At 60.6% G+C, this 17,506-nt stretch carries 19 protein-coding genes and 1 pseudogene; 8 read left to right on the top strand and 12 right to left on the bottom strand.

What is annotated here, in order from left to right; all coding sequences use genetic code 11:
- Both JYJ84_RS12070 and JYJ84_RS12065 read left to right on the top strand, forming a co-directional pair.
- Positions 1-1,819: pseudogene (locus JYJ84_RS12070) on the top strand (Tn3-like element IS1071 family transposase); the annotation flags it as partial.
- A gap of 161 nt (positions 1,820-1,980) precedes the next feature.
- The gene (locus JYJ84_RS12065; RefSeq protein ID WP_175223214.1) at positions 1,981-2,238 is read left to right on the top strand and encodes a hypothetical protein; all 258 of its coding nucleotides are present in this window, start codon (positions 1,981-1,983) and stop codon (positions 2,236-2,238) included.
- Positions 2,239-2,268: 30 nt separating this feature from the next.
- On the opposite strand, the gene JYJ84_RS12060 is transcribed toward JYJ84_RS12065, so the two are convergent.
- Together JYJ84_RS12060 and JYJ84_RS12055 are read right to left on the bottom strand one after the other, a co-directional pair.
- A complete protein-coding gene (locus JYJ84_RS12060) occupies positions 2,269-2,568 on the bottom strand; it encodes a type II toxin-antitoxin system RelE/ParE family toxin (RefSeq protein ID WP_175223215.1) in 300 nt (99 codons plus the stop codon).
- Positions 2,558-2,803 carry a type II toxin-antitoxin system ParD family antitoxin gene (locus tag JYJ84_RS12055; RefSeq protein WP_175223216.1) on the bottom strand — a complete coding sequence of 82 codons (246 nt, stop codon included), beginning with the start codon at positions 2,801-2,803 and terminating at the stop codon, positions 2,558-2,560. The genes JYJ84_RS12060 and JYJ84_RS12055 overlap by 11 nt, the downstream gene beginning before the upstream one ends.
- A 244-nt stretch (positions 2,804-3,047) precedes the next feature.
- On the opposite strand from JYJ84_RS12055, the gene JYJ84_RS12050 reads away from it, so the two are divergent.
- Entirely contained in the window at positions 3,048-3,857 is an 810-nt protein-coding gene (locus JYJ84_RS12050) for a hypothetical protein (RefSeq protein WP_175223217.1), read from the top strand.
- A 368-nt stretch (positions 3,858-4,225) separates the two neighbouring features.
- Here JYJ84_RS12050 and JYJ84_RS12045 read toward each other — a convergent pair whose 3' ends face one another.
- The gene (locus JYJ84_RS12045; protein ID WP_175223218.1) at positions 4,226-5,194 is read right to left on the bottom strand and encodes a ParB/RepB/Spo0J family partition protein; all 969 of its coding nucleotides are present in this window, start codon (positions 5,192-5,194) and stop codon (positions 4,226-4,228) included.
- Positions 5,191-6,399, bottom strand: a complete 1,209-nt coding sequence (locus tag JYJ84_RS12040; protein ID WP_175223219.1) for a ParA family protein — start codon at positions 6,397-6,399, stop codon at positions 5,191-5,193. Before JYJ84_RS12040 ends, JYJ84_RS12045 begins: the two co-directional genes overlap by 4 nt.
- Before the next feature lie 812 nt (positions 6,400-7,211).
- Here JYJ84_RS12040 and JYJ84_RS12035 point away from each other — a divergent pair.
- Together JYJ84_RS12035 and JYJ84_RS12030 are read left to right on the top strand one after the other, a co-directional pair.
- A complete protein-coding gene (locus tag JYJ84_RS12035; RefSeq protein ID WP_175223220.1) occupies positions 7,212-8,594 on the top strand; it encodes a replication initiation protein in 1,383 nt (460 codons plus the stop codon).
- A gap of 285 nt (positions 8,595-8,879) precedes the next feature.
- Positions 8,880-9,626: an SDR family oxidoreductase gene (locus JYJ84_RS12030; RefSeq protein ID WP_175223191.1), complete on the top strand. Its 747-nt coding sequence runs from the start codon at positions 8,880-8,882 to the stop codon at positions 9,624-9,626.
- Positions 9,627-9,875: 249 nt separating this feature from the next.
- Here the strand turns inward: JYJ84_RS12030 and JYJ84_RS12025 are convergent, their stop codons facing one another.
- The 8 genes from JYJ84_RS12025 to JYJ84_RS11990 all read right to left on the bottom strand — a co-directional run bounded on the left by JYJ84_RS12025 (position 9,876) and on the right by JYJ84_RS11990 (position 15,285).
- On the bottom strand, positions 9,876-11,006 hold the full coding sequence (locus tag JYJ84_RS12025) for a DegT/DnrJ/EryC1/StrS aminotransferase family protein (RefSeq protein WP_175223192.1): 1,131 nt from the start codon (positions 11,004-11,006) through the stop codon (positions 9,876-9,878).
- 338 nt (positions 11,007-11,344) lie between these two features.
- Entirely contained in the window at positions 11,345-11,998 is a 654-nt protein-coding gene (locus tag JYJ84_RS12020; RefSeq protein ID WP_175223193.1) for a DUF998 domain-containing protein, read from the bottom strand.
- Positions 11,999-12,198: 200 nt separating this feature from the next.
- Positions 12,199-12,564 (bottom strand): hypothetical protein, encoded by a 366-nt coding sequence (locus JYJ84_RS12015; protein ID WP_175223194.1) that lies wholly within the window; start codon positions 12,562-12,564, stop codon positions 12,199-12,201.
- A gap of 18 nt (positions 12,565-12,582) precedes the next feature.
- Positions 12,583-13,023 (bottom strand): hypothetical protein, encoded by a 441-nt coding sequence (locus JYJ84_RS12010; protein ID WP_175223195.1) that lies wholly within the window; start codon positions 13,021-13,023, stop codon positions 12,583-12,585.
- 19 nt (positions 13,024-13,042) lie between these two features.
- Positions 13,043-13,978: a hypothetical protein gene (locus JYJ84_RS12005; RefSeq protein ID WP_175223196.1), complete on the bottom strand. Its 936-nt coding sequence runs from the start codon at positions 13,976-13,978 to the stop codon at positions 13,043-13,045.
- Positions 13,978-14,595, bottom strand: a complete 618-nt coding sequence (locus JYJ84_RS12000) for a hypothetical protein (protein WP_175223197.1) — start codon at positions 14,593-14,595, stop codon at positions 13,978-13,980. The genes JYJ84_RS12005 and JYJ84_RS12000 overlap by 1 nt, the downstream gene beginning before the upstream one ends.
- A gap of 28 nt (positions 14,596-14,623) precedes the next feature.
- The gene (locus JYJ84_RS11995) at positions 14,624-15,040 is read right to left on the bottom strand and encodes a PIN domain-containing protein (protein WP_175223198.1); all 417 of its coding nucleotides are present in this window, start codon (positions 15,038-15,040) and stop codon (positions 14,624-14,626) included.
- Entirely contained in the window at positions 15,031-15,285 is a 255-nt protein-coding gene (locus JYJ84_RS11990; RefSeq protein ID WP_175223199.1) for a type II toxin-antitoxin system Phd/YefM family antitoxin, read from the bottom strand. The genes JYJ84_RS11995 and JYJ84_RS11990 overlap by 10 nt, the downstream gene beginning before the upstream one ends.
- A 627-nt stretch (positions 15,286-15,912) precedes the next feature.
- Between JYJ84_RS11990 and JYJ84_RS11985 the strand changes: the two genes are divergently transcribed.
- The 3 genes from JYJ84_RS11985 to JYJ84_RS11975 are packed head-to-tail and all read left to right on the top strand — an operon-like array spanning position 15,913 to position 17,354.
- The gene (locus JYJ84_RS11985; protein WP_175223200.1) at positions 15,913-16,086 is read left to right on the top strand and encodes a hypothetical protein; all 174 of its coding nucleotides are present in this window, start codon (positions 15,913-15,915) and stop codon (positions 16,084-16,086) included.
- 17 nt (positions 16,087-16,103) lie between these two features.
- Complete coding sequence (locus tag JYJ84_RS11980; protein WP_236027688.1) at positions 16,104-16,541, top strand: DUF6884 domain-containing protein; 438 nt, start codon at positions 16,104-16,106, stop codon at positions 16,539-16,541.
- Positions 16,542-16,580: 39 nt separating this feature from the next.
- The gene (locus JYJ84_RS11975) at positions 16,581-17,354 is read left to right on the top strand and encodes an HNH endonuclease (protein ID WP_175223201.1); all 774 of its coding nucleotides are present in this window, start codon (positions 16,581-16,583) and stop codon (positions 17,352-17,354) included.
- Positions 17,355-17,506 lie beyond the last annotated feature (152 nt).

The following is a 17,506-nucleotide window of genomic DNA, read 5'->3' as shown; positions in this document are numbered from 1 at the left end:
CCGCGAGGGATTGATTGATGGAATTCGCCCCGTGCGGTCGTTGCTCGTCGCCATTGCAAAGCTGCCCTGGCAGGCCACCGGCGAGCATCCTGCCATCGAGTACCTTGCCAAGCTGCAAGCTTTATATCTCAAAGGATCCAGAAAGCTGCCAGTTGAAGTGGTGGCACCAAGTCTGGGAATGATCTGGCAGGTTTCGATCTCCAGCCCAGACCGGGAACGGGCGTTTCAGGCGTTGGAGGTGGCCACCCTGTTTGCCCTGCGCCGCGCGGTGCGCAATGGCTCGGTCTGGATTGAGCACAGCCTGAGCTTTCGGGGTCGTGCGCGCTTGTTCTTCACGGACGAGCGTTGGCAGGCAGAGTCCAAGAAACACTATGCCCGTCTATCGTTACCCAGCAAGGCTGCCACTTTCTTGAAGCCTTTGCTGGCCAGAGTAACTGCCGGTGTCGATGCGGTGGCCGCTGCAGCCCGCAGTGGCGTACTGCGCGTGGATGATGAACTCCATTTGTCGCCATTGCCCGCAGAGGACGAAGACCCAGAAGTGACCAAGCTGCGCGCGGCTTTGGGTCACCGCATCGGTGAGGTTCAATTGCCGGAAGTGATTCTGGCCGTTGACGCCCAGGTGCGCTTTAGCTGGATCATGCTCGGACGTGAGCCGCGCTCTACCGACGAGCTGCTGATGGTCTATGCCGGCATCATGGCCCACGGCACCAGTCTGACTGCGGTCGAATGCGCGCGCATGATTCCGCAATTGTCTGCCACCAGCATTCGCCAGGCCATGCGCTGGGCGCGGGACGAACGGCGTCTGAGCCAGGCCTGCCAGGCTGTGCTGGAATTCATGCAGCGACACCCGATTGCCGCCACCTGGGGGCGGTCCGATTTGGCATCTTCTGACATGATGACCATGGAGACCACCAAACGGGTGTGGCAAGCCCGGCTTGATCCTCGGCGCAACACACCTTCCATTGGAATCTACTCCCATGTAAAAGACCGGTGGGGCATCTTCCATGCGCAGCCCTTTGTGCTCAATGAGCGCCAGGCGGGCGTGGCCATTGAAGGTGTCATCCGCCAAGAAAAGCTGGAGACCAGCCAGCTTGCTGTGGATACCCATGGCTACACCGACTTTGCCATGTCACATGCCCGTTTGCTTGGTTTTGATCTTTGCCCGCGGTTGAAGGAACTCAAACAGCGCCACCTCTTTGTGCCACGCGGCACCAAAGTGCCCGCAGAAATCGCTGCGGTGTGCGAAGCCAATGTCGACGTCGCTTTGATCGAAAAGCATTGGGATAGTCTGGTGCACCTGGCAGCCTCGGTCATGAGCGGACATGCCAGTGCGGTGGCAGCTCTTGCGCGGTTCGGTTCTGCCGCCCAGGGCGATCCAATCTATGAGGCTGGCGTGCAATTGGGGCGGTTGCTGCGTACGGCGTTTTTGGCTGACTACTTTGTCAAGGACGCTTTCAGGAACGAGTTGCGCCGGGTGCTCAATCGGGGCGAGGCTGTTAACGCCCTCAAGCGCGCCATTTATACCGGCCGGATCAGCCCGGCGCAGGCCAAACGTGTCGATGAAATGCAGGCTGTGGCCGATGCGTTGAGCCTGATGGCCAACATCGTGATGGCGTGGAATACCTCACAGATGCAGGCGGTCCTGGATCGCTGGTCGAACCGCCGCCAGGTCATTCCACCGGAACTGATCGGGAAGATTGCGCCCACCAAGCTGGAGAGCATCAACTTGCGGGGTGTGTTTCGCTTCCCGGTTGACCGCTATGCTGACCAAATCCTGCCTTCGCGGCCAAATGCATCGATAACTGGCACCAATGGATGAAACCGACCACGGTTTGACGCCACGAATCGCAGATTTGAAAGTGAACAGGAAAGTCAATGAAATCAACGATCTACCAACACCACCTCCGCGCCAGTGCTAGCTTTTCGTACCGTCACTTATTGCACTGAAAACGAGGAGACCCCTACCCGCATGCTGGCCGCGTGCCAGATGCCGACACTACCGGCCGCGCGCGTGCCCGGAACCGCATTGAACCAAATCGTGCCATCCGGGTGAAGGCTGACGCTCTGCAGCAAAGCCTTGCGCTCCAGCGCGCCGCGATTGCCACTCGAGACATCAACCGACGGGATTTCGACCAGTACGATGGCTTGATCGGGAAACGCCGCCTGTCACTGCTCGACCTGATCGCGCAGCTCGCCATAGATCCGTTTCGCGTCGTGGTTCATTCAAATCTCCATTGATGTTGGCGTCTGCCGCCGGCGCTACGGCCGCTAGAGATGCCGGTCGACGTCCATGCGCTGGTGCAACACCCGGATCACGTCCAGGGTCTCCGTCGCTTCGCGATAGAAGACCACGTGCGAACCGACCAGGTAGCGCAAATAATCGCCCCGCGCGCGCGTCGGCCGCCCCACCCGCTCGCCGCTCGCCAACCGCTCGAACGCCTCGGTCAGCTCGCCGACGTAGAGCTCGGCCTGCTCGAGCGACCAATGCTCATAGGTATAGGTCCAAATGTCTTCGAGGTCGGTCTCCGCCAGCGGCGTCAGGCGCACCGTGCGCGCCTTAACTGGCATGCTTAGTCCGCATCCGGGCTAGGAACGCCTGGCTGTCAAACGCGGCCGGCGCGCCGGAGGCCTCGCCGGCCTTCAAGGCTTCCTGCAGCGCCCGCAACTCGGTTTCCTGCGTCTCGAGCAAGCGCAGCCCCGCCCGCACCACGTCGCTGGCAGAGCCGTAGCGACCGGACGCGACCTGCGTGTCCACAAATTGGGTCAGGTGATCCCCCAGCGAGATCGATGTATTCCGTGCCATCGCGCACCTCCTCATGATGGAAGCATCATATACCAAATTTTGGTATCACCCTCGATCCCTCAAAGAAGCGTCGCATGTCATAGGGGTAGCTGCCAGATATGAAGCTCTTCGGCGCGGGAAATATCATGCGATGCCGCCCTTGAAGTCTGACGGCGTGCCGCCATGTGGTCTGGCGCCCAAAACGCCCCGCCCCGCCCCGCCTGCGGGCACCGACAGACCACCGAGATCACTGGAGACCACCCATATGCCCGATGCCAACCTGCAACCCCTGGTCGAACAAGGATGGGCGGCGCTGCATCCAGTTCTCACATCGTTCTTGTCCGGCCTGTCTGGAGCAGTGGTGCTTGCGCTTGTAGCGAAGACCTGGTTCGTGGCCAAGGTGAAAGGCGGCGTCGACTCGCAATACGCCCAGGTGTTGGAAAGACTAAAGGCCGATCCCAAGAGCGATGCAGACACGAGGCTCGAGGCCCTGAAATCGCAGTTGAAGAGTGATTCAGACAACCGCCTCGAAGTGCACAAGGCGGAGCTGAAACGCAGCAGCGATGCTGAAATCGAGAAGCTGCGCTCGCAACTAGCAGCGGCCAACGCAGAACGCACGACGTTGTTGTCTGCCCTGACAACACGTCGGTTTGACGCGATCAAGACGATCCATGCAAAGTTGCTGAGGTTCCATCGTGCGCTGGCGCATTTGACGTCGCCGATGCGAAACATCGAGGCAGACGATCAGCCGCTGTTCTCGGCGCTGGTTGAAGCGTCGCGGGAGTTCGACGAGTCATTGCCGGAGAATGAAATCTTTCTCCCCGAGGCGTCCGCACGCTTGCTGAAGGACATTCGGCAGAAGCTTATGGTCCACGGCAACCGGTTCAACTTTACCGTCTCGATGAACACCCATGACTCGAAGCGAGCTGAAAGGTGGATAGAGATCGACGAGGCTGTGAATGGACCAATCTGTGATGCAATCGACGAATTGGCGCGCGAGCTTCGAGCGTTGATGGGCGACAAGTTGCCGAGCACTAAATCGACGGCGCCGGCGAGCAGCTCGTCCGCCGGCTAATTGACGCTCGCTGCCTCGAAATCCTTTCGGTGTTCTGAGTGGCCTGCAGCACTCGTCGTTTGCGGAAGCACTCGTGCGAGTGGATTGAGGAGCGGGGCGAAATGCCCCCTTGCTTCCGCTTTACCGATCGACTGGCCTCCAATACTGAGCGGCGTGGTTGAGCGCTTGAATCTATTTTCCCGCACGCGTGAAAGACCAAACTCGACCGGACGGAGGGACGGTCGATAGGGCGCGTGTCCCCATTGGGGACAGCGCCCAATTCTTCGTCGACTAATTGCCAGCGGGTGGCTCGTGTCCCCAATGGGGACACCTCGCAGCGCCCCAAAAAAAGCCCGCAACCAGCGGGCTCGGACGAATCTGGAAAGGTTTCAGTCTGGCTCAGCAAACAGCTGTGAAATGAGCGCCCTGATCTTTTCCTCTTTCTCCGTCGTGAGCATCCCGGCCTTGATCTTCACCGTAAAGTTGCCCGCGTCTCTCGTGATCGAACCGGCTTGATTCTTACCTGCGAAAATCTTGTCGATCTTCCGATCGCTCACCGTGCCAGCCTTCCCGTCGTTTTCGATCGCCAGCTTGACCTCTTTTCCAAGCTTCGATTGATCGAGATCGCCAGCAACCACCTGCATCCACAACTCCTCCGCAATCTCGAATGCGCGTCCTTCTTGATTGCGCAGGACTGCAACGAGCCCCTCCGCGGCATGGGCACCCAGCAAGCGAGGCTGCAGGTCGAGATCCTTGATAACGAATTTCGGTAGGTCCGCGAACGACAGGAATCGATAGAGTTCAGATCGCGAGATCCCCAGTGCCTCGGCCATTCGCTTACGGCTCGGAAACTCCTTTTCGGTCTCCCGGATAGAGCTAGCGATCTCGTAGTCCGCCAAGCCGTCGCGTACCACGTTCTCAGCCAGCGCCAGCATCGCCATATCCTGATCGGAAATCTCAACGATGACGGCTTTGATCGACCCTTTCCCAAGCATCTTGTGCGAGCGCCAACGGCGCTCGCCTGCGACGATTTGGTAGCCAGACGCCGCCTTCCGAACGACGATTGGCTGAATCAGCCCCACCTCACGGATCGACTCTGCAAGCTCCGTCAGCTTCGCCTCATTGAACACCCGACGAGGTTGCCACGGGTTCGGCACGATCGAAGCGAGGGGAAGCTCAAGAGAGTTGCCGCTCTTCTCAAGTTCCAGGATTCGCGCCTGCGCGGTCGCGAGCGCGCCCGCCATTCCGGGAGCAGTTCTTGGGGCAGCAGGCTTCTCAGGCTGCGCAGCGAGCTCGATGTCCTTGGCTGCGCGCAAGCCCGCTGTCTTGCTCATCATCCGTTCTCGCAAGTTACTCATGCCTCAGCCCTCCAGCGCGCGACCGACTGGTCGTCGATCCATTTACAGTGGTCAATCAAAGGTTGCTTCACCCGCGCCAAGGTTTTCGCGACGCCATCCGATCTTGAGAGATCGAAGACCGTCGACAAGGCAAGCGCACCATTGCTCATCACTGAGCTAGCAGGGATCTCAGTTGCCGAAAGCCAGTCGCCATAGGCCCGTTGAGCCCAGACTCGGACGGCTGGCGCGGATGACACCGCACCATAGTCCACTTTCGAGAGCAGCACCGAAATGAAGTCATAGGTCTTGTCGAGTTCATGATCGACAAAGCCCGCTGCGATTTCAGAGAACAAGGACCAGAAGGAAACCGATGAGATGAAATCGAGGCTCTCCGGCACCAGCGGCATGACCATCGCATCCGCAGCCATAAGACCGTTCAGTGTTAGGTAGGACAATGACGGTGCGGTATCCAGAATGATGTAGTCGTACTCTGCACGGAGCGGCTCAATGCCCCGGCGCAGCACCGACCAGAACTCGTATTCCGGGTTTTCCTTCTGTGCGGTCGGCAGATGGAATTCCGCGTCGTGAAGATAGTTGTGAGCAGGAATGACGTCGATGCCATCCCAGTACGTCGACTGGACTTTTGATGCCAGTCCACCTTCGATACTCGGGTCGTAGATAAAGGGGAGCACTGTGTCTTCCCACGTCACATCCTTCTCGGCATAGAGACCGCACAATTCAGAGAGAGAGGCTTGTGGATCCAGATCGATGACCAGGACACGCCGGCCGCGCAAACTGAGCGCTTGTGCCTCGCACATCGTGATCGTCGTCTTTGTCGACCCGCCCTTGAAGTTCGCCGTGATCATCACGCGACCGCGGTGGTTGCCCTTGCCGGTAACCAACGCAGTCTGATAAATGTTGGATGCTTTCTGTACCCATGTGCGTGCCTCAACCAGCGTGAACATGCGCGCACGGCCCGAACCGTGGGCTTCACCGGGCGGCAGATCGCCACCGCCTTTCGTTGCCATGTAATTGATCTTCTGGCGGTCGAGCCCACACATTTCGCTCAGCTCTCCGATCGTAAACACGGGAGGGCTCTTTCGCGGCCGCGGCGCCAGGATGTCCTCGCGCAGCTCATCGGTCATCACCGACAATCGCTTAGCGAACTCGCCGAGCTGAGATAGCTTCACCTGCCGCTCGACTGCCGGCAACTCGCTCATTTTCATTGGACGCTTCCTTTTGAATTCAACGGTGAGGTGTTTTTTCTACACCCGATGTAGATTTATACGGTTCTGCTGCTTTTCAACATGAACCGTAGAATACCCGTCAGACCGAAGAATGGCTATGGAATTCGTATCCGGCTCCGAATTCTTGCGCTTCTCACTAACAAGTTCGCGCCAGCGAAGGCGCTATAAGTCGCGCCGAGGCACGCAATTGAAGCAAGGTGAGGTGAATTGTGTGGATCGCAGTCCGGCCGCATCGACCTCCGCAGCGATCATCAGCACAAAACACCTCACCTTACTCTCGAGACACAGCCGACAGATCGTCGTTCCTGAGAGAGAGTCACAATCCACCTCACCATCAAAGCAGCGATGTTTTCTCCCGAATCTCAAGGATTTCACTCTCACTTAGGTAGCCAGGGCCGCTGCGAACCGGTCAGGGCAGTGGGGCAGTCATGGTGCCGCCGGGGTTTCTGGTCGCCGGGTTTGTAAGTTGCTATAAAGAAAGAAAACCAACCAACCACAAACAGAACGCGCCCCTTCTTTAAAAATCAATGGCTTATCGCTGAAAGGTGAGGTGTCATGTGTTGAAGGCGCTGTGGATTGAGCGTCAAGGTGAGGAAAAATCCACAGAATGGTGAGAGGAATTGGCGGCAAAGGTGAGGCGTTTGGGCTGGAAGGTGAGACGAATGGGCTAGAAGGTGAGGCGATATGTGACCAGATTCCGTAAAGGTGAGGTTCTTTGTCTTGACGGTTCACTTTGAGCCGAGTACCTTACGCTCCAATATGACGAATACACGTAGAGGGTTGAGGACAGCATGGTAGAACGAGGGCAGTTGGCAACGTCCCAGCAGTTAGCGCTCGCCCTGTTCGATGACGCGTCGTCAGAGGGGCTGCCGGTCGATAGCGCCCGATCCGACATCGGCTTTTCGCGCAACAACGTCCTCATTCGCATTGTCGACCTTGGTGTGGCCGCCAGGCGCTTGATCGACGCCGCCTATTTTATTGTTGCCTATGACGAGCGGCCCCGCGACCTTTACGACGTGGAACTCGACTACTTCAAATGGCTGATGCGTTACTCCAGCCGGAACAACACCCATCTCGAGCAGGTAATCACCGAAGCGCAAAAGGCCCTCATTCAGGCGACGGCGCCGGCCGAAGCAGATGGCGAGCGACCGTTCGGGTCAACACAACTGATTGGCCGGATCTCCTACCAGGGCGGCCGCTTCCAGTTCCGCGTGCCGCCAGACCTGGTCGGTATCATCCGGGGGAAGGGGAAGTCGCACTGGCTGAGCCTTCGGATCACTTCGATGTTCACCTTGTCCTACGCTCGCGTGATGTACGACCATCTGCTTCCACACGCGGACGAAGGGGTGACTGATTGGATCACGCTCGACGAACTGCGGGGATGGCAGGGCGAGATGGGCGCGAACGCGCAGGCGTTCAAGTACTTCAAGCGTGACTGGCTCGAGCCGGCAGTGCAGCAGATCAATGAGGTCGCTGACATCTCCCTCGCATATGAAACTCGAAATCTGCCAGGCTCGCGAAAAATCGGCAGTTTGCGGTTCCGGATCGCCCGGAAGGACCTTGCGGAACGGGTGTTGCATACGCATGAACACGCCAAGGTGATCTACCAGACGCTGAAGCAGGAATTCGGTCTGTCAGCAGCGCAGTTCAATCAGATCGTCGGCGACCGGGACAGCTACACCGACGAACGGCTGGAGCAAGCTATTGACCGTACCCGTTTCAGCCTGAAATTGGGCAAGGTGACGAAGAGTCCGGCCGGCTTTTTCATGAAGGCCCTCAAGGAGGGGTGGACGGTATCTGAGGCAGAGCGGGAGATGGTGCAGGTCCAGCAGTCCCTCATCGAACGGGAGCAGCAAGAGACCGAAGCGAAGGTTCAAGCTCAAACTCGGATGGCACTGCAGGCCGCTGCGCAAGAGGTGAGCGCGCAAGAGCGGATGGGCGACGAGGTGCGGCAGGGCTGGGCGGCGTACGAGGGCGCCGCGCTCGCGCAGAGAGACGAATGGCGGCGGAATTACAAGCGTTCTCAGGCCGCGAGATTGACGATGCGTCGTTTGAGTATCGATCCGATGGCTGACTTGAACGACGATTCCCTTTCTCACCATGAAGCTCTGCGAACTGCGTTCTCCCTCTTTGTATTCATGCAGACGAAGAACGCGAGAGCGAAAGTGACGTGAGGCCCCCCTCATTGTAGACAAGGGGAGGATGCATCGCGACGACGTTTAATGAGGAGTGTGTCGAGATTGACCGTTAGTTGCGCTTGAGCGTCAATCGACCAAGCCTCGCAATCTATGAATACATGGACTACCTCCAAAGTAGTCCAAGATTTTGTCCGCATCCCCGGTGGGTCAATTCTGCGTGGACATCAACACCCATGGATCTTCCGGCAGTTTTTAAACAAATAGTACTACCAAATAGTTAAATATCAGCGAAGCAGCCCGACCCTCTTAAGGAGAATACATATGAACCGATACCAAGATAAAAAGGTGGTGATTATCGGCGGCACGAGCGGCATGGGGCTCGCGACGGCGAAGATGCTCCTCGACGGGCGCGCGCGCGTTCTGGTGACCGGCCGCTCCCAGGCCGGCCTTGAGTCGGCGCAGCAAGAGCTTGGGGACGGCGCTATCGTGGTTTCGAGCGACGCGCGGTCGTTGACCGACATCGACGCTCTCGCCGCTCAGGTGAAGACCGAGTTCGACACCATCGACCTGCTTTTCGTCAACGCCGGGTTCAGCATTCCAACACCTCTCGGGAGCGTGACCGAAGCCGTCTACGACGAGATGTTCAACCTGAACGCCAAGGGCCCATTTTTCGCGGTCCAGAAGCTCGCGCCGCTGATCAATCGGGGAGGCTCTGTCGTCCTTACGACCTCCGTCGCCAACGTCAAGGGACTGCCGGGCCAAGCCACCTACGGAGCCGCCAAGGCTGCGCTGCGGTCATTCTCCCGGGTGCTCGCCACCGAGCTGCTACCTCAGGAGATCCGCGTGAACGCGGTGTCGCCCGGCCCCATCGACACGGGCATCCTCGAAAAGGTGTTCCCTACGGAAGAGATGCGTACAAAGGTCAAGGAGGGCACCCTCGGCATTATTCCCATGAAACGCTTCGGGACGTCGGAGGAAATCGCCAAGGCCGTCCTCTTCCTCGCGTTCGACGCGACCTTCACGACCGGCGCCGAGCTTCCGGTCGACGGCGGCTGGTCGCAAATCTGAACGCGGTGCAGGCCGCCCGCATCACCGGACGGGGCCTTCACGATGAATAGGTTGGCAGCCATCCGCTGCTCGACCGGATAAGCGTCCGCTTCCGGGCGCTCGGTCCGGCGAGGCCGATGGCAGCTTCGGGTCGGGTCGAGCCAGTCGCTGGCCTGCCGGGGCTGCGGCCGGACGAGTCCGGCCATCGTCGGTCATTGGACTCCGTCAGGTATCTTTAATACGGCGCGGAGGTAAGCAGCAGGTGAAGCATTAAAGCGTGTGCCAGACCTCTGCTACGGTACGGCAGACGCGATCGACATTTTCCTCAGTCATCCCGACGTGTAGCGGCAAGGTAACAGTCTCGCATGCGATGCGCTCGGCATTGCGGAACTGGCCTTCGACATAACCCAGTTTCCGGCCAAGTGAAGTCGTATGGAGCGCCTCGTATGAAACGCCGGACAAGATGCCACGGCGCTCCAGTTCGTTGCGGAACGCGTGGCGGCTGAATCGCGTTGCGGAAAATGGGAATAGCACGCAGAACATGTTCCAGCTTTGCCGCGGCACCGCCCGAGGGGGCAAGACCGCCCCCGTGATTTCCGGAAATTTCTGAAAATATCGCGAAACAAGCGTCTCCCGCTTTTCCAGAAACCCATCGAGCTGCTGTAGCTGTCGCAGGCCGATGGCCGCCGATACGTCCGACATGTTGAATTTGCCGGCGGCACTTTCTACATCCCGGGTGCCGTCAGGCAAGCGATGTATGCCGTGGAACCGGAGGGCGTCGATGCGTTTCGCTTCCTCTTCCGAATTGACGACAATCGCACCGCCTTCGATGGTCGTCATGTTCTTGTTTGGATGGAAACTGAACGTGGCCACGTCGCCAAAGCTACCGATCGGCATTCCCTGCCAATGCGAACCTTGGACCAGCGCCGCATCTTCGATGACTCGCAAGCCGTACTTGCTGGCGAGCGCCATAAGGGCATCCATGTCCACGAGAGATCCGGGGAAGTGCGTCGGCATAATCGCCTTGGTTCGTGCAGTGATCGCGCGTTCCACCTGTTCCAGATCGATCACGCGCGACTCGAGATCGCAGTCGACAAATTTCGGAATCGCTCCACATTTGACGATCATGTTCATCGTGGAGAAGAAGCTTTGGGCCGAGGTAATGACCTCATCGCCGGGACCGACGCCACAAATCTGCAATGCCAGATCAATTGCCGCCGTCGCCGATGTGACAACGCGCGTCGGTCGTCCTCCGAACGTTCCGGAGAGAGCGTCTTCAAAGGCCCGTGTTTTTGGGCCGCTCGTCAGATGGCCTGACCGAAGCACGTCAGAGACAGCTTCAATGGTGAGCTCATCAAGCTCCGGCTGTGCAAATTTAATGGGAGTGAGGTAATCGGTCATGAATTCGATGAGGACAATGAGCTACGCGTAAGGGCACGCATCCGCCGTTAATATGCGATGAATTATCGCATCACAGAGTACGCTTTCCTGTCGTCAGCCTTTCAGGCCAACGGCGTAATTGTGGGTAGCAGAATCGTCATGGCGGCGACGAGACATGACGATTGAAGGATCGCTTCGGGGCGATGCCTATGTCCGTTGTGGGTCGATCTGGAGCGGTCGTTCGCGCAACTTGACGAACTGGGAGGCTCACGCGATGGAACCGATGGACCAATCCGAGTGTGGCTACACAAAGCCCCCTCGCCGGCCGGCAATTGGTGCACCGCAACCGATGAAGTATTTCAAGCGTTCTGTCGTGTACAGCGCGAGCACAGTGTCGCAGCCAGAACGCCGACCCACGCGATCGACACACCGTAGTTGATGCGCTGATACAACCCGAAAGGACCTCCAGTCCCTGCGGCCTGTACCATCAGCGGCAACGTCGCGAGGCAGACGAGCGTCGTGACGGCCGAAAGCGCACTGAGCCACCCCAGACCGAGCACGCGCTTTCCCAACACAGTCCACAGGACATTGGCCCCCAGCAACGACAGCGCCATGACGAGGCCGGCCAGATTGTGGATCCGTTGGGATGACGAAGCGGCGTCGAGCCGGCAGCCGACGTCGCAGCTCCATGTTCCCGTCGCGACATTCGCCAAGCCGTGAACGACCAGCAAGACGGCGCTCGTCCGGCCGAGTCGACTCTCCGGAAAGGTTTGCCATACGGCGCATCCGAAGGCAACAAACCAGAACGCCAAGGGGAAGTTGTTGATCAACGGTGACCACTGATGCGTGGGAGCGCCAACGGCACCGAGTTCGCTCATCGCTTGCCTGATGTGACTGTAGCCAGGGTAGAAGTGCGCTACGAGGGTCACCCCCATCGCCAGCCAGAGCGGTGCCAACATGCCTGAGAAATAACCGAAACGGGTCCAGCGGGATTGCAAACGAACTGCTGTCATTTCAACTCTCGATAAGTCAACGCTCGTGGGATAGGGTGCTTCCTCCCATCGAATAATGGACCGGTGCCGTTCAGGGCCGGTCAGGGAAACTCAAGCCTCGCTTGGCGGCGCAAGGAACTTCCCGCCGATAGCCCACTCCGAAGCCGGCACCTCCAGGTACTCGACGTGGATGCTTTCGAGTGTGCATCCGCGGTGCATCATCATGGCTTGGGTAATCGCATCGCCGGATGCTCGACGAAGTGCTGGACGTATGGCGGCGGCGGATACGCGACGTCGAGCAGCTCGCCGGCCGTCGTGCGGACCAGCGAGTGCGACACGAAGCGCTGTTGCGCATCGTTGCCGCCATCAGAGAGCCAGCCACGCACCGGCGTGTCGCCCGGATGCATTGCCAGCCAGCAGTCGACCTGCTCGTGACAACGACCTGATGCCGGCGCCCAGTCTGCCAGCACTCCGGTCCCTGCATAGCCATCAATCGGCAGCGCGTCCACATAGGCGCACGCGATCGCGTCTGTGAGCGCGGACGTCACGACGGACAGCGCGGCGGCCCGGTCAAAGATTGAGGACATGATGGTTGTACTCCCGTGTCAGGCCGCGGCAGGGATCGGCGAGCGGCCGCCGGACGCCATGAAACGCTGCACCTGTTCCCACGCGTCGAGGTAACGGTGCGCCGGCGCCACGGCCAGCTGCGCGTCGTGCGTCACGACCAGTTGCTCGAGCGCTTGCCGCTCATCGTCGGCGAGGCGCCAGGGTTCGCCTCGCTCGGCACGCCGGATGCAGTCGTCGAGCGAGACTTCCGCGCGGCGGCAGTCGTCCAGCGCGGCGGGAGCGTTGTCTCGCAGGAAGAACGCGAGGTACAACACGTTCAGCAGCGTGATGATCGACTCGATGTCGCCGCGACCGTCGCGTAGCATCGCGAGCGCGAGATGGTGCTTCAACGAGAGGGCGCGCACCTGGTCGACGGGCAGCGGCAGCAACTGGGCCTTGGTCAACGGTCGGCGGGCGCGTGAAAGGGGTTTTCGGGTCATCGAAGGTTCGTCGATAAAGTCATCGGGGCGAGTCCGCGTAACGCGGCGCGATGCGCTGCGCCCGCAGCCAGCCGTCGTCGGCCAGAGCCGCGATCACGGTCGGCGGCACTGCCTGCCAAGTCACGCCAGCCTCGGCACGCGCTCGCTGCCCGAGCCAGCGACGCCATGCGTGATACCAGCCACCTGGTGCCGGAATCGGCACGATCTGATCGCTGTCGACATGCCAGTAGCGATCAGCTCGCGCACTGCGCGCACGTATCAACACGGTCTCGCAATTCGCGTTGAATGCGGCATACACCGTCTCGCCCCGCCCCTGCGCTTCGACCATCACCATCACTGCGGCCCGTTTCACGTCATAGACCTGCAGCTCGACTTTCCGCAGTAGGGCCTCGACGCCTTGTTGGGCGGCCAGCCAACAAACGCCGGCGACGAGGCGGTGCATGCCGTTCACGCACACAACAGCGCCGCCATAGGCGCGCAGGATCAGCGGGTAGGCTGCTGCCGGCGCTGGAAAATGCGAGTCGCCGATCTCGGATTCGAAGTACGCCAGCGTCTCGCTACCCCACCCTCTACCGTGCAGTCCGCCCAGCAGCGACCGCCAGGTCGTGGCGTCTGGCGCCCAGGTCCGATGGAACAGGCCGACCAGCGCGGTAAGCGGCACGTCGGCATAGATCCGATTTTCGCGGCTACGGCGCAACCCGAACGTCGAGGCGGTCAGCTCGCGATCGAGCGCGACCGGTCGGTCGACGATCACGGACGGTGCAGCGTCGAGTGCGTCGTAGATGCGTTGCAATGCTGGCGAATCGCGGTGGCGATCCGCCGACACCCGTTCGTCGCGCATTGCTTCAGCTCGCGCGTTCGCGTCGCGGGTCGTGGCGAGATTCCGCCGGACCCGCTTGGGCTCGGTTTTCGTCCGCAAGGCGACCGACGCCGCGGCGCGGTTCGCGTAGCGCATCACCGGCCCCGCTGGGCTTCCTGGAGGATCGCGACCACCGCCGGGGCGCGCAGCGCGGCGCCAAGCGTGGCGTAGTCAGGATGATCGCCCCGGGTCTCGGAAAACACGCACTCGCTGCCAAATCCCATCGCGAACGCCATCGCCTGCGCCGGCGTGCTCTGGTCGAGCACCGTGCTGGCCACGACGTCGGCGATCACCGCCTGCTCGTGCGGCAGCGGCGCACGGCCCAGCTTTGGCTTGACGGCTTCGCTCACGCCGGTGGCGACTAGGCTGATCAGGTCGATGCGCGGCAGGTAGGTGGCCAGCTGCTCGGCCATGCCTTCTTCAAGCACCAGCGTGAAGCCCTCGCGGAACAGCGGCGCACGCTCGTACGCGATGCGCAGGCAACGCATTTCGTGCACGTCGACGGCGATGTCGGCCAGCCGGAACTCGTGCCGAACGTCGTACGCCTCCAGGCGTACATTTCGATCGTCCGCGGTCAGCGCGGGGCGCGCCAGCACGCTGACGATCACGGTCGGCGAACCGAGCGAGTCGGCCGAGCTGACCGGGATCAGCTGGATGATGTAATGCGGGCCTTCGAGGCTGACGCCAGCCTGCAGGCGGCGAACTTCGATCATGGATGAGTCCCGGTGGTGTAGGTATGGATCAGGCTGCCGCTGCCGGCACCAACACGGTCAGCCCGGGCAAATCCGCGAAATCCGCAGTGTTCAGCGTCATGAGCACGTAGCCGTGCTCGATCGCCTGTGCCGCGATCCACAGATCGTTGTAGCGCGGACGCGGCGAGCGGCCGGCCTGCTTAACAGCCGCCGCCAGTACGCCGAACGCGGCCGCGGTATGGCGCGTGACGTCGAGCACCGGCCGGCGTTCGAGCTGCCTCAGGTGCGCGGCCCGCCGCGCACGCTCAGCAGCGTCCGCGCATGCGTGCACGCCGAATGCCATTTCACCGAGCGAGACCGTTGAGATGAACACCGGCGCATCGCCGGCGGTGTCGATCACGGCGCGCGGCTCAACTGCGCCACCGGCCAAGCCCACCCACACGCAGCTGTCGATGATCACGCCCACGGGTCACGCACTCCTTCTTCGAAGCCAGCGCGGCTATCGCGCAGCCAGCGGGCTGCGTCCTCGGCGCCTAGCGTCTGCGGCAGGCCCTCGAGCGCCTGCGCCGCGTTCATGACGGGTTCGGCTGGCACCAGGCGAGCGATTACGGTCTGATTGCGTTCGACCACGACGGTTTCGCGACGCTGCGCGACCTGATCGAGGATCTGGCGTGTGTTGCGTGCCAGATCGGTTGCAGTAATGGTGGGCATGGTGACCTCCGGGGGCTGTTGAATGCGTATTATACGCAATTTACGCATTTTTCGCAGATAGATAAAAAAAGAAGCCCGTCCTTTGCAGGACGGGCCGAGAATTACTTCCAATGGTTGGTGAGCCAGCGTAGCAGCAGCTCAAGCAGGTGGATCGTCACGGCCTTGATCACCCATTCCACCCAAGGTGCCCGCGGACCCTTCTTTTGATTACGCATGATGTTTTCTCCTGGAAGAACCTTTCGGCACGTGCGCGAAAGTCACAGGAGAGGCGTTCAACTAAGGATCATTTGGCCGACTGCGAAACGAATCCCGCCCTAAAAACGGGGGAAAGGACACGGTAGCCACTCGGTACCAGCATTTGCGGGCATTCGAGAACTGGTGCGCAAAATGCGGCCGCGTTGCCATCAGGTTCCCGGATCTCGTCGGTTCGGTCGGGCTCCCGGATACAGCGTCGATCTCGATCGGCAGGCTGTAGTCGAGGCCAGCGTGAACAGACGCTTGCTTGCACAATGACGGGCGGGCGGCCAACATCGGGATCGCCCTGACCATGTACGGGGACCGGTTCGACACGTGCGTCTTCATCCGGAAGAGCGCTCACACGCCGGCACGAGGAAGACGGAGGCTACGATGGGAAAGCAACTCGACGCTGGCGGAAAGCGCCTTGACGTCGTTCAGCATGACGACGGGAACTGGGCGCTTTCCGAGCACGGATCGCCGCAGCCGACTCTCAAGCTCGGAACGCTCGAGGAGATTGAGCGATATGTCGAATCGAATTTCGGGCCGCTGCCATGGCTTGCGTAGAACAGGAGACACCGGCCGTGCCGGCGGAGGCAGAACAGGTGGTTGCGCCCACACTGTATCTCGTGTCGTGCGTTGGCAAGAAGTACGGGCACGCGATGCCGGCGAAGGATCTCTATGCGTCTGAGTGGTTCCTTCGCGCACGCCGGTACGTCGAAGCCCGCGGCGGAAAGTGGTTCATTCTCTCCGCACAATTCGGCCTGGTCGCCCCTGAACAGCACATCGAGCCATACGAGCGGACGCTGAACAAGATGGCGATTGCGGAACGCCGAGCATGGGCGCAGCTCGTGCAATCCCAGATGGACGTGGCGCTCCCGACGAGCGGCCAGTGTGTCATGCTGGCAGGAAGACGCTATCGGGAGTTCTTGATGGACTACCTGAACCAGCGTTTTGCCACGGGGGTGCCTATGGAAGGCTTGGCCATCGGTCAGCAACTACGTTGGCTGGCAACCCATTGACGAAGCAAATCCACACAACAAGCGAGAGACCCAGCAATCATGGCAATCAGCACCGACGGCGTGGAGCGCCGCCACGTCATTCGGGCAGCGAGACGCTGGGATGAGCATCCCGGCTACGGTGGCTTTGGCAAAAGCACCCGCTACGACATTCTGATTGACGGCAACCCGTATCCCCCTAAAGCGATCATAGCGCTCGCGATCGAAAGCGCGGGGGGCGAGTTGCCGAGTCCCACGGACTTCCGCGGCGCCTGGGACGGCCCGTGGCACCGCTTCCTGACCCGAGAACTGCGCTTCGACATCATGCCGAAAGTGGACGCGGGCGGCGCAGCGGGCAATGCAGCGCCGACCGCCACCGCCGCGCAGCTCGACGCTGACCTTCAGGCAATCATTGCCGAGCACGCCGATGATCCGACCACACGCGACACGCTCGTCCAAGCGCGCCTTGGCCAAGGGCGGTTCCGGCGCGAGCTGCTCGCCCGCTGGAAATACCGGTGTGCCGTCACGGGCATCGCGGTGCCGCAGGTGCTGCGCGCTTCGCATGCGAAGCCTTGGCGCCACAGCACGGATGCCGAACGCCTCAATCCCGACAACGGCCTGCCTCTGGTGGCCACGCTCGATGCCTTGTTCGATGCTGGTCTGATCGCATTTAACTCCGATGGACAGATGATCATATCGCCGCAGCTCGACGACACGCAGCGCGCGGCCCTGCTCGGAGGTGTCCCGCAGACCCTTTCAGAAACGCCACGCAAGGGCCTCGCCGAATTCCTTGCGGCCCATCGCAAGCACGTCTTCAGGCAGCGCGGCAGGGAGTAACGACTGCAAAGCGGACGAACTACGATTGAAGGAACGTCAAAATGCTGTATGTCTCCTACCCCTGTACCGCGATCGACGCGTGGACCCGCATTCGTGATGAACTGGAGCTACAAGGCATGGCGAGCGTTGTGCCTATCGATCCTGTGTTGGAT

This window comes from Burkholderia sp. LMG 13014, from assembly GCF_905232215.1.
GTDB lineage: Bacteria > Pseudomonadota > Gammaproteobacteria > Burkholderiales > Burkholderiaceae > Burkholderia.
This window is presented reverse-complemented; position numbering and strand designations above follow the sequence as displayed.

Coding starts and splice junctions, on each gene's coding strand:
- JYJ84_RS12060 (WP_175223215.1), bottom strand. CDS start 2,568: ATGCCAGTTAAGGCGCGCACGGTGCGCCTGACGCCGCTGGCGGAGACC.
- JYJ84_RS12055 (WP_175223216.1), bottom strand. CDS start 2,803: ATGGCACGGAATACATCGATCTCGCTGGGGGATCACCTGACCCAATTT.
- JYJ84_RS12050 (WP_175223217.1), top strand. CDS start 3,048: ATGCCCGATGCCAACCTGCAACCCCTGGTCGAACAAGGATGGGCGGCG.
- JYJ84_RS12045 (WP_175223218.1), bottom strand. CDS start 5,194: ATGAGTAACTTGCGAGAACGGATGATGAGCAAGACAGCGGGCTTGCGC.
- JYJ84_RS12040 (WP_175223219.1), bottom strand. CDS start 6,399: ATGAAAATGAGCGAGTTGCCGGCAGTCGAGCGGCAGGTGAAGCTATCT.
- JYJ84_RS12035 (WP_175223220.1), top strand. CDS start 7,212: ATGGTAGAACGAGGGCAGTTGGCAACGTCCCAGCAGTTAGCGCTCGCC.
- JYJ84_RS12030 (WP_175223191.1), top strand. CDS start 8,880: ATGAACCGATACCAAGATAAAAAGGTGGTGATTATCGGCGGCACGAGC.
- JYJ84_RS12025 (WP_175223192.1), bottom strand. CDS start 11,006: ATGACCGATTACCTCACTCCCATTAAATTTGCACAGCCGGAGCTTGAT.
- JYJ84_RS12020 (WP_175223193.1), bottom strand. CDS start 11,998: ATGACAGCAGTTCGTTTGCAATCCCGCTGGACCCGTTTCGGTTATTTC.
- JYJ84_RS12015 (WP_175223194.1), bottom strand. CDS start 12,564: ATGTCCTCAATCTTTGACCGGGCCGCCGCGCTGTCCGTCGTGACGTCC.
- JYJ84_RS12010 (WP_175223195.1), bottom strand. CDS start 13,023: ATGACCCGAAAACCCCTTTCACGCGCCCGCCGACCGTTGACCAAGGCC.
- JYJ84_RS12005 (WP_175223196.1), bottom strand. CDS start 13,978: ATGCGCTACGCGAACCGCGCCGCGGCGTCGGTCGCCTTGCGGACGAAA.
- JYJ84_RS12000 (WP_175223197.1), bottom strand. CDS start 14,595: ATGATCGAAGTTCGCCGCCTGCAGGCTGGCGTCAGCCTCGAAGGCCCG.
- JYJ84_RS11990 (WP_175223199.1), bottom strand. CDS start 15,285: ATGCCCACCATTACTGCAACCGATCTGGCACGCAACACACGCCAGATC.
- JYJ84_RS11985 (WP_175223200.1), top strand. CDS start 15,913: ATGGGAAAGCAACTCGACGCTGGCGGAAAGCGCCTTGACGTCGTTCAG.
- JYJ84_RS11975 (WP_175223201.1), top strand. CDS start 16,581: ATGGCAATCAGCACCGACGGCGTGGAGCGCCGCCACGTCATTCGGGCA.